Source organism: Faecalicatena fissicatena, assembly GCF_016900595.1.
GTDB lineage: Bacteria > Bacillota > Clostridia > Lachnospirales > Lachnospiraceae > Claveliimonas > Claveliimonas intestinigallinarum.
This window is the reverse complement of sequence record NZ_JACLYY010000002.1, coordinates 288,279-301,703: the sequence shown is the minus strand read 5'-3', so window position 1 is coordinate 301,703 and position 13,425 is coordinate 288,279. Positions and strand designations below refer to the sequence as shown.

Genomic DNA, 13,425 nt, shown 5'->3' with positions numbered 1-13,425 from the left:
AGCTATACCGGCGTATGCCAAACAGGTATTTGCCATTGCGCCCATCCGGCGGTAAACTGTAATAGAAGCGGACTGTAACGGAAGCAGAGGCTGTAATGGAAACAGATGTTTTCTTGCTTGACAGTGAAAATACTTTTCTGTAAACTATAAAAAGACTGTTTGATTACAGAAATATGCCAGTACAGGGAAATCCTGGCGAAAGGGCAGCGGAGGTGAATGTATGAAGGTTCTCGTTATAGATGGCCAGGGCGGCGGATTGGGACGTCAGCTTGTGACGGCTGTGAAGAGCCGGTATCCGGAGATGGAGGTTCTGGCGGTGGGGACCAACAGCGCTGCCACAAACGCCATGCTCAAAGCAGGGGCGGACCAGGCGGCCACAGGGGAGAACTCCGTGGCTGTGGCGTGCGGGAAGGTAGACGTGATCATGGGACCTGTGGGAATTGTGATTGCGGACTCCATGCTTGGCGAGATCACACCCCGGATGGCGGTGTCCATCGGGCAGAGCCAGGCGAAGAGGATCCTGATCCCGGTCAATCTGTGCGATAACCTGGTAGTGGGCGTGGCAGACCTGACTATGGCAAAAAGAGTAGAGAGCGCAGTGGAAGCGCTGGCTGAGCTGATGAACTAGACAGAGGATATCCGGCAGGAAGCCGGAGCATGACGGCAGAAGCCGCGAAGGTAAAGAGCGCGGGAAGCGCTTTCTGGCAGCCAGCGTAAGGATATTGTGAGACCGTGAGACAGGTGTAAAGTACATTCAATTAAAAAAGGGACAGATTTGGAATGGATACCAGGAAGGTGTCTGCACTCAGAAGAGAGGCAGGTGCCTTTTTCTTTTGCTATTTTTTAGAAAGACAGCAATTTGGTGATATGTCAAGAGGTGATAAAAAAAGATTTCAATGAAAACAGATAAAAAAGGGTACAACAAATAGGCCTGCGACAAAACCGCAAGAAAAAAGTTCGGTATACGATTACCTACTCTTTGCCGGAGAGTAGAGTTGATTCTTGTCCAGCAGACCAAAAATCAGACGTATTAATTTACGGGCGGTCAACGCGAGTGCACGCTTGTGCTGATGTTTGGGAACTTCAGCAAATTTTTTGTTGTAGTAATCCGTGTATTCCGGACAGTATCTAACCACACTGCCAGCAGCCTGGATCAGGTAGTATCTCAGGTATCGGTTCCCTGCTTTCATCATCGGTGTGTCCTCAGAATCAAACTCACCGGACTGGTTGTCTCTCCAGATGATGCCGCTGTATTTTGCCAAGGCGTTGTTGCTGTTAAAACAGCGTACAGACCCTATTTCAGCAAGGATCCCTGCGGCATAAACGGGTCCAATCCCCGGAATGGATTTCAGGATCTGGTACTCCGTAGGATTTAACCCTGCGACCGTTGCGGCAATGGCTTTATCGAGAGCTTTCTGCTCTTTTTCAAAAGCACGGATGCAGTTAAAGGAACAGGCGATGGATGTGGTGATCGGTTCATACAGTGCCTTATCCAACCGGTAAGAGTTACGGGCTGCTTTTTGAAGCAGGCTGGCCACTTGATCCGGATCAGAGAACCTGCCATGTCCGGAAGCGGAGATAAAGTCGATTAGTTCTTTTAAAGGGGCATTGGCGATATCCTCCGTAGTCTTGTACTCAGTCAGGATTGCTTCGGCAGTAGCGCTGAATTTATCGGAAACAGGGCTTTCCTCGCCGCTGAGGAGAGCAAACTCACTGAACTTTAGGAAGACGTTGTTCAGGACATAGTTCTTCTCCCTGGCAATCGCTTCATTGATGTGCCTGCGCTGCCTTGTGAGACGCTGCAGGGCAAGATACTGGGCACCGCGCCAGGGCTCGATGTTGATCCGTCCGGCACGGACATAATCGGCAACGATAAAAGAGTCAATGCCATCGTTTTTGCCAAGTCCAGTGAAAGATTTCCTGTAGTTGGCAATCGTTTTCGGATTCAGGCAAAAAACCTTAACACCATATGGTTTGAGCTTGTCAGTGGTGGAGAGATAATTCGCCACATGGACGCCGTAGAAACTGGTGGACTCCATGGCGATCAGAAGATATCTGAACTGGGGATTTGCCTCCAGAACAGCAAGGATCATAGACTCCATAGCTTCCACACCGTTGGACGCATTGGGAACAGGGCGCATGTTGATGAGCCGGTCTGAATCAAAGTTGAGAGCAGTAAGAAAGTTGATGCGGGAACCGATGTCAAGGCCGACACAAAGCGTTGAAAGGTGATCGAATTTCATACGGTTCTTCACAGTATCACCTCCTTTCGATTTGATGGAAGGAAAGCCAAGGGCTGGATCCCGGACCACCACACCATGCAACCTCGCGTAATCAGCATTAAAGCCCCGAAAATACCCTGCTGGAAGCTGACGGGACAGGTGCAACATTTGTGTAAGCATCTGAAGTGTGGAGCCAAGGGCGCAAGCTATCTAAGCAATGGAGACAGGGATGTGAGGAAACACATACCGTGCAACTTGCAAGGAGAAACAGCGGTACCCTTTGGGACATTCCTATGGACTCTATTATAAACGTCCGGGAAAACTTGGCAATATGAGTAACATGTAAACAGTATAGGGGATGAAAATCAGGGAGAGAACCTCCGGAGGGATGACTCCTCTATACCATTAAAAGTGAATAATCCCACCCCTGTATATCTGGGGTACAGGCTTATTATACGAGGAGATTGACTATGAAGAAGCCAGGGAAGAAAAACAGATGTAAGAGTTTTAGGAAAGTAAAGGGGTGCGTGGTGATCTTTCTGATATGGATCAATATCAATGCAATACCATGTGAGAAGATTACTGTAGATGCCCAGACAGGTAATGGTACATCGATCGATATAGCCATTATCAGATGAAGGTAAAACCAGCGGCGTTTGCTGCTGGTTTTCCTTTAGATGCGAAGAGGGGAGGAAGATGGGGAATGAGCATTGTTTTGGAAGATAATAGTCTGATTGAAAAAAGAAACGACAGACTCGAACAGGCTTTCCGTGAAAAAATATTTCCATACTTTATAGAACATGAGTATCGCAGATTTTATTCATTGGCAGGGAAAGATCAGTATGCGGGAGCGTGGTATGAGCTTAAAGATTTGTCAGAGGTTGTAATCAAACTGCCCATTCTTTTAGGACTTTCCTATCTCTTTTTTCGATATTCGGACAAAAAAGAAGAAGATATCAGGGGGATAACAGAAGCAATCCTTAGTCGAATGATAACGAAGACATTGAGTCTTGGAGATTGGTCCAATATATTGGAAACATTGTCGAAAAACAAATTTATAGAGCAGAAAATACCGGCGTTATCAGAGGTTATAAAAAATGCGAAGGACTTCTGTGACAACTGTAACATCGTAGAATGGCGGAATAATATGATCGGGCATGGTGCGTTGCCCTTTGAAGATTCGGAGGAGTTTAAGGCTTATATCTGTAACATAACACAGGGGATTGACACATGTCTTGAAAACAGTCAGGAATACTACGCAAATATAGAAATCATTGGAAATGATGTGCTGGAAGTGGTCATATCAGGAGATAGGTTCCAAGTAGACAAATGTATTTTTCGCCAGATATTCTTTTTTGACAGCTTTAATAAGCAGACATACAATATCGATATAATAGACTATTTAAATGGAAAGCGCGATAAAGAAAAAAACAGATGGTATTATGAGTTTATGAGAAAGCATGCCCTGGAAGAGGAAATACAGAGATATCGTGGCGCGGATTCCCAAAAGCGTATGTGGGAATGGCAGGATATAATGGGAAAACCGGGAAAAACTGGATGAATACATAGATCTGGTGCTGTACTATTTAAAGTATAGAGAGTGCAATCCGCAGGTTCTGGAGCTGATGATCGAATCTTTTAAAATGGGAACGCTGGTGGAATAGTAAATTTCATATAGTTTTTGCCCAAGACTCATAAATAACGATTTCCCTCTGCATGGCATAGCCACGTGGAGGGAATTTTTTATTAGCGGCTGTCGGAGATATGTGCTAATATAATACAGCAGGTATGAGCGTACACGGACGGACTTTTTACACCATTTTTATCAAGGAAGGGTATGGACGAGGTGACAGGAAATGACCCGTGAAGACCAGATATTGATACAGATCTTAGCCGCATTTACAAACGGGCGCAGTATAGGCTCCCTCCGGGATGTTTCCCTGGAAGCGCTGTATCAGGCGGCACAGAAGCACAATGTGGGCGGTATTGTCAGCAGCATGCTGCAGCCGGTCCTGAAAACCCGCGCGGAAGACCCGGCGGCACGGAAGTTCCGGGAGATCTGTATGGCAACGATCTTTCGCTCGGTGCAGCTGGAGGAAGAAGTGAAAATGTTCGCCGACCGTATGGAGCAGGCCGGGATCCCCTACGCATTCTTTAAAGGGTATGAGCTGCGGGAGCTGTATCCGGATCCGGAGCTCCGCACGATGGGAGATGTGGATGTGCTGGTGCGGGATGAAGATATGGAGAAGACGCTCCGGGTCCTGAATGGGCTGGGGTATACGAAAGAAGGGGAAGGCAGCGCGGTGTGGACCTGCACGAACGGAACGCTGTCTTATGAGATCCACAGGAGGCTGGCTTTCGGGAAATGCTGGAATCAGGTGGATTACGAAAGCTATTTTGCGAAAGCTTTTGATCGGCTGCAGGATGAGCCGGGGCCGCGTCCGAGTCTTCGGGGGATGCGACAAGAGGCCCCTCAAGAGGTGCGACACGGGGAGAGCGGCCCAGTGACCGGCACAGTGCCTGGGAAAAGCAGGAGATATTTTTCCCTGGAGGACCATTTTATCTATCTGTGTTTCCACCTGGCGAAGCATCTTAACAGCACTGGGGCGGGGATTCGTATGGTGATGGATATTGCCTTATATCTGAAGGCTTATCAGGAGCAGATGGACTGGAATTATATATGGGAGGAATGCAGGAAAATACGGCTGGATGTCTTTGTAAAGACGCTGCTGCAGGCCTGTCGGGAGTGGTTCCAGGTCCCTTCGGGAGCAAAGACCGAAAAAAAAGAGGCAGAGGAAGTCCTCGGGCAGCTGGCGTCCTATATCATGACCGGAGGAGTGTTCGGGTTTGAGAGAGACGACAGCATCCGGCGCCTGAGGAAGGGGATAGACGATCGTACGGACCATGTGTCTGTGCTGATCCGCGCAAAAGCACTCTGGAAGATCGCGTTTCCGCAGAGGAAGCATATGGTATATTTTATGCCTGCGGTGGAACAGCATCCGGCGCTGCTCCCCCTGGCCTGGATCAGGCGGTGGAGACAGGGATTGCTGGAGCGACGGAGAATGGAGGCGGCGTTTCGCGGCCTGGACAAGAGTAAAAATGTGGATGAAGCAAGGAAACAGTACAGACTGCTGAAGAAGATTGGGTTGTAAAGGAGGAAGCAAACATGAGAGACAGGAAGGTGACACGGATTTCTGAGATCATAGCATTGGTCCTTTTCTGTGTTTTCATGTTACTTCTCATTTTTTCTACCCGTCAGAACCTGTTCAGCGGCAGGAGAATGGAAGATTACAGTAACGGGTGGGCATATAGCTTTCAGGAAAAGGAGGGGACGGTTTCGCTGCCTGCCAGCTTCGATGTTCCCAAGAATGTGGAGATTACTTTCTGGAAAGTGGTGCCGGAGGATGTGAGGGACGGTGACGCGATCGTTTTTCGCTCCAGGATGCAGTATGCGCAGGTGTATGTGGGAGAGCGTCTTGCCTATCAGTTCCCGGAGCAAGACCTGATCGGGCGGGAGCTGACCAGCGCCTGGAACTTTGTCCGGTTAAATGAGACGGATGCGGGGGAGGAGATACGGATCGTGGTCCGTTCTCCCTACGCCAGATTTTCCGGAGGGATCGGGGAGGTGTACTACGGAGATTTTGACGATATGGTGACGGAGATCATTTCCAGACAGTCGAAGGTATATCGGACGAGTTTCCTGACTGGCATAGTTGGCGCTGTCATCGTCCTGCTTTCTGTCATCAGCCGGAGATACCATTTAGATAGCTGGCCTATCAGTCAGGGGATCCTTCTGGTGTTTGTGTCATTCTGGCTGTGTGGTGAGTCCAGGCTTCCTTCTGGGATTGTGGGACTGGAGGCATGGCACTACTTTGCTGTTCTGTCCCTGTTGTTCTGTCCGGTGTTTGTGGCGGCATATCTGTATCACAGATGGCCGGATATCTGTGGAAAAGCGACCAGGATCTTGTTCTATATCTGCCTGGCAGATGTGGGAGCAAGTCTGATGTCGGAATTTCTGGGAGGGCCGGATCTGATGGAGCTCCTCCCTGTTACAGTTTCTTTGGTGACAGCGTTGCTAGGGTATGCGATGCTGATCCATATCCTGGCTGCCAGGAGAAAAAAGGGGAAATTTATCCGGTCAGAGATCGTGTGTCTTTTGATCATTTTCCTTGCGGGAATTGTAGAAGTAGTCCGCTTTTACCGTGACAGCGGCCAGGTGGGGGGGGTTATGCGTGTGGCCATCCTGATCTATTCTGTGAATCTTCTGCGTATCAGTGTCATTTCTCTTTTTCGTAGAGTGAGAGAAAACAGGGAGCTGGCGCGGATGCTCCGAAAGAGCAGGGCAGAGCTGATGGCCAGCCAGATTAAGCCGCATTTTATCTATAATACGCTGAATTCGATCCGGACGCTGATTAAGATTGATCCGGAGCAGGCCCAGAAGACGGTGTATGATTTTTCCACCTATCTCCGCTCGAACCTGGAAAATGTAGGGGAGAGGGAGCTAATCTCTTTCTCAGATGAGCTGAGACATATCAATGCTTATCTGAATATTGAGAAGATACGGTTTGGAGAACGGCTGTGTGTGGCAGAAGACATCGGGACTAAGAGCTTCCAGATACCTCCGCTGTCCGTACAGCCTCTGGTGGAAAATGCGGTGAAGCATGGGCTCTGCGCAAAGATGGACGGAGGCACAGTGACGATCCGGAGCCGTGAGGAGGCGGACGCCTATGTAGTGGAAGTGGAAGACGACGGCATCGGGTTTGATGTAGAAAGCATTGAGAAGCGAGGGAAGGTCAATGACAAGTTCAGCCATATCGGGCTTGAAAATATCCGTTTCAGGATCAGGGAGATCGCCCGCGGCAGGCTGGATATCCACAGCCGGCCGGGGGAGGGGACCAAGGTGACGGTCACATTCCCAAAAGAAGAAAGAAAAGGAGATGAATGCCATGCGGGTCATGATCGTGGATGATGAGAAACTGGCGCTGCAGCAGTTTATGCTTGAGACTGAGGATATGCCAGACGTTGAGACTGTCGGGGCGTTTACCAATCCTTTTAAAGCACTGGGATTTATAAAGGAGCAGCCGGTAGAGGCGGCATTTCTGGACATCGAGATGCCGGGGATGAACGGGATCGAGCTGACGGAAAAACTGCGGGAGATCCGGCCGGATCTGGTGGTGATCTTTATCACGGGGTATGAAAACTATACTTTGGACGCGTTGAAGGTGAAGGCAGATTATTACCTGACGAAGCCTTATGACCGGAAGGATATCGCGGAGGTGCTGGAGCGCGCGAGACTGCTGTCTGCACGTCAGAGAAAAAGGGTATATGTCCACACCTTCGGAAGATTTGATGTTTTTATAGATGGAAAGGCAGTGCATTTCCCAAATGCCAAGGCGAAAGAGCTGCTGGCTCTCTGCGTGGACCATCGGGGAGGGATGGTGACCATTGAAGAGGCGGCGGACAAGCTGTGGGAGGACAGAGCCTATGACAGCCGGGTGAAGAACCTGTACCGGAAGGCAGTCATGCAGATCCGGCAGTTACTGGCGGAGTACGGGGCTGAAGAGCTGTTTTCCGGGAGCCGGGGAGCGTGTCAGATCGATGTGAGGAAGGTGGACTGCGACTATTATGAGCTGCTGGAGGGAAACGTGGAGGCGCAGCGCGTCTGGCGGGCGTCCGGCCGGTATCTCCAGGAGTACTCCTGGGCGGAGGAGACTTCGGCCCGGCTGGAGATCGCAGAAGGAAAATGGTGATATAAATATATGTGAGTAACGGTTTTGTAACGCGGGGCGTTTTATACTAGTCCATATATAGTCAAAGTGGACAGTATAGAACGCCCCGTTTTTTGTTTTCGGGGCTGCAGTGGCAGAGGTGATGGAAGATGAGGGTGAAAGACGGGCTGATCCTGCGGGAAGTGGCGGGGCAGTACGTGATCGTGCCGACCGGGAAACGGGTGCGGGAAGTGACCAATATCGTGTACATATCGGCTTCGGCTGCATACTTGTGGGATTATATGAAGGACCATGAGTTTGAGAAAGACGACCTGGTGAAGCGGGTCATGGAGCACTATACGGGCGTGACCAAGGAGAAAGCGGCGGAGGATATTGATAAGTTCCTAAATACTTTGTCGAATAACAGTATTTTAGATGATGGAGTGATCAGAGGAAAGATTTCCGTGACGATACCTGTAAAGGATGGAAGATCATGAGTTATGAGTTTGAACCGGCCTGCAGGCGCATGGAATGGCTAGATCCGTTTTATAAAGCAGTATGGGAGAAGGCTTTTGCCGATACAATTCCTATATCCGGAACATTTGAACTTACTCCGAGATGTAACTTTGATTGCCGGATGTGCTATGTGCATCTAAAAGAGGGGCAGATTCCAAAGTACGGCAGAGAATTGAATGCAAAAGAGTGGTTACAGATTGCACGGGAAGCAAAAGACGCCGGGACTACATGGCTGTGTATTACAGGCGGAGAGCCACTGATGCATCCGGAATTTGAGACGATTTGGAAAGAACTGTCGCAGATGGGGTTTTTTATCACACTGCAGACGAATGCTTCGTTAATCCGAGGCAAGATGGCAAAATTGCTGGAACAATATCCGCCGCGCCATGTAAAAATCACATTGTATGGTTCAAGTGATGAGGTCTATGAAAAGGTCTGTCAGATACAGAATGGGTTTACACGGGTAGATGAAGGAATTGATTTCCTCCAAAAATTAAAAATACCATTGGAAATTGTCGGTACTATTATAAAACAAAACGAAACAGATGTGTATAACATGATGGGGTATGTAAAAGAAAAGAGGCTAGGAATCCATATTACTAAGGATATTCAGAAGGCTACTCGAAGTGATAATCAAAAGATAGAAGAAGAAAGGTGTTCAGAATTTTATAATACAAAACAGTGGGAAAGGCTTCTTATATACCGTGAACAGCATTATCCGGTGGATATCAAAGAATTACCGTGCACATTTTGCAAAGAGCATAGGATTGGCTATTGGATTACATGGGATGGCGATATGCGCTTTTGCAGTTTGATGGATAGGCCCAACAATAAAGTTTTATCGGAAGGCTTTAGCAAGGCATGGAAGAAATTGATTGATTATGAAGAAAACTTAAGTTGGCCAGTTGAATGCCTCTCGTGCAAAGCAAATAAAATATGTTTAAAATGTCCGGGGATTTTAAATGCGGAATGTGGAGACCCGGAACAAGTGGGAGACTCATTTTGTGGTAAATATATCAATTTTATAGAAAAGAGGGAAAAAAATGAGCTTTATTAGTGGAGAAACATACATTGCTGTAGAAGCAACTGAAGTGAATAATGGTATAAGTTTATATGATGTTGATATGTCAGGAGATGATGGTGGAGGAGAAGGAGCAGAACAAGGATCCTATTATCTGTATTGGGATTATCAAATTGTAAATAATGTATATCAAAGCGGTGGATATAGGAATACTGATTGGTATTGGAGTGATAGTAATAATTGGCTTTCCCACGGAGGATGGAGTGGCTTCCTTTCTACAAGTGGTTTGAGCAGTACATATACAAACGATTTAGCGGGTTTTAAAAAGTATCTTGCTGATTTACAGCCTGACTCTTTAGATGGTATTCTTGGAACATGGCCAGATGATGGTAGCAAGGGGCGGTTTATTGATATGAGTCCTGTACCGAAAAGCTGTATTCGCCATATATAAAATGATAAATGTTCTTTAAGATAATAGATATATGTGTTGACATTGAAAGCAGATTGATTGACGAGGCTTGGTTAAAATATAAAATCGAATCTAATGAAGAAGGATTGAATCAAATTCACATAGAAGAATTGACATATAATACCTGCATGTTTCGATTAGAAGAATATAAATTATCAAATAGTAAAGTAGCGTGTTATAGAAGACATGGCGATGTTATGTTTGTAAATTCCGAATGGGATAAATTGAAGATTTTAAAACTTCGGGAAATACGAAGCTTAAGTGTTTTTGCACTACAAGCCTTTTATGCTCACGCCGTTCAACACAACATGATTCAAATCCACAGTTCTATGATTGACTATCAAGGGAAGGGACTGCTTTTTCTTGGGCCTTCCGGTATCGGAAAAACGACCATGGCTGAATTGTGGAGCAAGTATAGAGATGCATTGATTATTAATGGTGATATGAATTTCGTCCAGGAAACAGACGAATGTTTCCTCGGGTGGGGCACACCGTGGCATGGTTCTTCGCCTTACTGCGAGAATACCAATGTTCCGGTCCATGTTTTGATTGTTTTGCGACAGGCATCAGAAAACTCCATTCGTGAGTTGGAGAACTTTGAAAAGGTTCAGAGTGTGTCTAACAATATTATTTATCCAACCTGGCTGGAAAACGGCATGGAGCTCTGCCTGGAGACCCTGGATCATCTTCTGACGGCGCTGCCCGTCTACGAGCTTTCCTGCCGCCCGGACGAGGACGCGGTCCGTCTGACTGAGGAAAAGATTTTTGGAAATTTATGATAAAAGGGGGAAATCTCATTCCCGTATTCCCGTGAGACCACGGAGGGATATGGGAATGAGGTTTCGTGTTTTAAAGGGGAGTTACATAAGATGCTGGCTGGAGTGAAGCATTATATTCAGAGGATCAAAGAGGGAAGACTTAAGGAGCTCACTGCGGAGCTCCTGTGGATGTACGCCTATGTGCGCCGCTACTGGCTGCTGATCGGGTGCTATATCCTGCTTGGTGCCTCCGGGTCTGTCCTGAGCCTTGGCACTTCGGTGGTCAGCAAAGACCTGGTGGACGCCATCACCGGGGTGAACTCCCTGGAGATCGTCCGGGTGGCGGGCACCTATGTGGGCGTCGGGGTATCCCAGATCTTCATCAACGCGGTAAAGTCCCGGCTGTCCCTGAAAGTGCGGCTGAAGGTGACCAATGAGATCCGGGGAGATATCTATGAGCAGGTGCTCCGGACCAACTGGGAGTCGCTGGCAAAGTACCGCTCCGGCGATCTTCTCTACCGGGTCAACGGGGATGCGGGCATGGTGGCCAACACCATCCTGACGTTTCTCCCCAATGTGGTGACCACGGTCATCAGTTTCGGGGGAGCCTTCATCATCGTAGTGCAGCATGACCCCTGGATGGCGCTGATCGCCCTCATGGGAGCGCCCGTCTCTTTCCTCACCTCCCGGTATTCGGCCAGGAAGATGCGACAGTTCCAGCGGGACAACCAGAATGTGGCCAGCGACCGCACTGTGTTCGACCAGGAGACCTTCCAGAACCTGCAGTTTATCAAGGCCTTTGGCATGATCGACCGGGTGACGGAGAAGTTCCACAAGATCCAGAGGGAGTCGGTGGATCTGGCGCTGGAGCAGAACCGGTTCCAGCAGTCCATGACCATCGCCACATCCCTGGTGGGGCAGGCGGTGGGATACGCCTGCTATGGCTTCGCCGCCTTCCGCCTGTGGCAGGGGGAGATCAGCTACGGCACCATGACCATGTTCGTGTCCATGGCTGGTTCCCTGCGGGGGTCTTTCAGCGGCATACTGGGTTTGCTGCCCATGGTGATCCGCTCCGGCATCAGCGCGGAGCGGATCATGGAGATCACCAGCCTTCCCAGAGATTCCATGGAGGATAAGGAGGAGGCGGATGAGATCCGGCAAAAAGGACAGGAGAGCGGCGTGTATGTCCATATGGAGGATGTGAGCTTCGCGTATGAGGAGGAGGACTGGATCTACCAGGACGCCTCCTTCCGGGCGGAGCCGGGGGAGATCGTGGCGCTGATCGGTCCGTCGGGCCAGGGGAAGACCACCACCCTCAACCTGCTCCTGGGGCTGTATCATCCCCAGAAGGGAGGCATCCGGGTGGGGAACCCGGGGGGAAGGGAGTTGAAGGCGTCCTCCTCCACCCGCTGCCTGTTCAGCTACATCCCCCAGGGGAACACTCTGTTTTCCGGCACGATCGCGGACAACATGCGCATGGTGAAGCCGGAGGCCTCGGATGAGGAGATACGGTCTGCCCTTGAGGCGGCCTGCGCCTGGGAGTTTGTGGAGAAGCTGGAAAACGGCATGGACACAGAAGTGCGGGAGAGAGGCACCCGGTTCTCCGAGGGGCAGAAACAGAGGCTGTCCATCGCGAGGGCCCTGCTGGCGGACGCTCCGGTGATGATCCTGGACGAGGCCACCAGCGCGCTGGATGTGGCTACGGAGCGCCGGGTCCTGCGGCAGATCATCAAAAAGGAGCCCGACCGCACGGTCATCGTGGCGGCCCACCGCCCCAGCGTCTTCTCCATGTGCAGCCGCGTGTATGAGGTGGGCGGACAGAGGCTGGAAGAAGTGGATGAAGAGGGCATCCGCAGGTTCCTGGAAGAATTTTGATTTCATGTTTTGGAGGGTATAGATGAGACTGGTAAAGATAGGACTGATGGTCGTGTTTATATTGTCCGCCGCTCTGTTCGGCGTATCGGAGATACTGGAGCTTAAGGGCAGGGACCCGGACGCGCCCGAGATGTTCAGCGACCGGGATGTGCTGGAGATCCCCTGTGCATATACCATGGAACAGCTGATGGAGGGCGTGAGCGCCTCCGATGAGCAGGACGGGGACCTGACGGACCAGATCGTGGCGGGAGCTTTCTCCCGTTTTACGGAGGCAGGCGTCTCCGACCTGACCTATGTGGTCTTCGACTCCGCGGGGCAGAGCGCCTCCCTTACCAGGGAGGTCCGTTTTACCGATTATCACGGCCCCAGGTTTACCCTGACAGAACCTCTGGTATTTGCGGAGGGAGAAGGGTCCTATACGGAGACCATGGCGCGGCTGGGCGCGGAGGACCAGCTGGACGGCAGCAGGACGGAGTGGATCGTCCAGACGGATACGGATGTAAACTATTCTTCAGTGGGAAATTACACCGTATCTGTGGAGGTGACCAACAGTTTCGGCGATACCGCCTCGGCGGACCTGCCGGTCCATGTGGTGAATGCCCAGAACAGGAATGTGCGGATCGCGCTGACGGGCGGGATCGTGTATCTGACCGCAGGGGAGTCCATCGACCCGGCCTCCTACGTGGCGGGTGTGACGGACACGGCGGGGAACGCGCTGGATCCGGGGACTGTTTCCATCGAGTCGGGCGTGGACGTGAACACGCCGGGGTGTTACGAGATCCATTACCAGGCAGCTGACGCCGCCGGAAATACGGGGGAGACCTGGCTGACCGTGATCGTGGAAGGAGGTGAGTAG

At 50.1% G+C, this 13,425-nt stretch carries 13 protein-coding genes; 12 read left to right on the top strand and 1 reads right to left on the bottom strand.

Going from position 1 to position 13,425, the window contains the following annotated elements:
* Positions 1-220 precede the first annotated feature (220 nt).
* Entirely contained in the window at positions 221-628 is a 408-nt protein-coding gene (locus H7U36_RS03565; protein WP_033126305.1) for a DUF3842 family protein, read from the top strand.
* Between the two features lie 340 nt (positions 629-968).
* Here H7U36_RS03565 and H7U36_RS03560 read toward each other — a convergent pair whose 3' ends face one another.
* Positions 969-2,255, bottom strand: a complete 1,287-nt coding sequence (locus H7U36_RS03560; protein WP_307875402.1) for an IS110 family RNA-guided transposase — start codon at positions 2,253-2,255, stop codon at positions 969-971.
* Between the two features lie 437 nt (positions 2,256-2,692).
* Here H7U36_RS03560 and H7U36_RS03555 point away from each other — a divergent pair, with 437 nt between their 5' ends.
* The 11 genes from H7U36_RS03555 to H7U36_RS03505 all read left to right on the top strand — a co-directional run bounded on the left by H7U36_RS03555 (position 2,693) and on the right by H7U36_RS03505 (position 13,425).
* The gene (locus H7U36_RS03555) at positions 2,693-2,860 is read left to right on the top strand and encodes a hypothetical protein (RefSeq protein WP_205155723.1); all 168 of its coding nucleotides are present in this window, start codon (positions 2,693-2,695) and stop codon (positions 2,858-2,860) included.
* Positions 2,857-3,783: a hypothetical protein gene (locus tag H7U36_RS03550; protein WP_205155722.1), complete on the top strand. Its 927-nt coding sequence runs from the start codon at positions 2,857-2,859 to the stop codon at positions 3,781-3,783. The genes H7U36_RS03555 and H7U36_RS03550 overlap by 4 nt, the downstream gene beginning before the upstream one ends.
* Before the next feature lie 316 nt (positions 3,784-4,099).
* Entirely contained in the window at positions 4,100-5,374 is a 1,275-nt protein-coding gene (locus tag H7U36_RS03545; protein WP_205155721.1) for a nucleotidyltransferase domain-containing protein, read from the top strand.
* A gap of 128 nt (positions 5,375-5,502) precedes the next feature.
* Positions 5,503-7,191: a sensor histidine kinase gene (locus H7U36_RS03540; RefSeq protein WP_205155720.1), complete on the top strand. Its 1,689-nt coding sequence runs from the start codon at positions 5,503-5,505 to the stop codon at positions 7,189-7,191.
* Positions 7,178-7,972, top strand: coding sequence for a response regulator (locus tag H7U36_RS03535; RefSeq protein ID WP_243426685.1), 795 nt, complete (start codon positions 7,178-7,180; stop codon positions 7,970-7,972). The genes H7U36_RS03540 and H7U36_RS03535 overlap by 14 nt, the downstream gene beginning before the upstream one ends.
* Before the next feature lie 128 nt (positions 7,973-8,100).
* Positions 8,101-8,427, top strand: a complete 327-nt coding sequence (locus H7U36_RS03530; protein WP_205155718.1) for a PqqD family protein — start codon at positions 8,101-8,103, stop codon at positions 8,425-8,427.
* The gene (locus H7U36_RS03525; protein ID WP_205155717.1) at positions 8,424-9,503 is read left to right on the top strand and encodes a radical SAM protein; all 1,080 of its coding nucleotides are present in this window, start codon (positions 8,424-8,426) and stop codon (positions 9,501-9,503) included. Before H7U36_RS03530 ends, H7U36_RS03525 begins: the two co-directional genes overlap by 4 nt.
* On the top strand, positions 9,490-9,918 hold the full coding sequence (locus H7U36_RS03520) for a hypothetical protein (RefSeq protein WP_205155716.1): 429 nt from the start codon (positions 9,490-9,492) through the stop codon (positions 9,916-9,918). Before H7U36_RS03525 ends, H7U36_RS03520 begins: the two co-directional genes overlap by 14 nt.
* A gap of 53 nt (positions 9,919-9,971) precedes the next feature.
* Positions 9,972-10,715, top strand: coding sequence for an ATP-binding protein (locus H7U36_RS03515; RefSeq protein ID WP_205155715.1), 744 nt, complete (start codon positions 9,972-9,974; stop codon positions 10,713-10,715).
* A gap of 102 nt (positions 10,716-10,817) precedes the next feature.
* Positions 10,818-12,569 carry an ABC transporter ATP-binding protein gene (locus H7U36_RS03510; protein ID WP_330637020.1) on the top strand — a complete coding sequence of 584 codons (1,752 nt, stop codon included), beginning with the start codon at positions 10,818-10,820 and terminating at the stop codon, positions 12,567-12,569.
* 22 nt (positions 12,570-12,591) lie between these two features.
* Positions 12,592-13,425 (top strand): immunoglobulin-like domain-containing protein, encoded by an 834-nt coding sequence (locus H7U36_RS03505; protein ID WP_205148625.1) that lies wholly within the window; start codon positions 12,592-12,594, stop codon positions 13,423-13,425.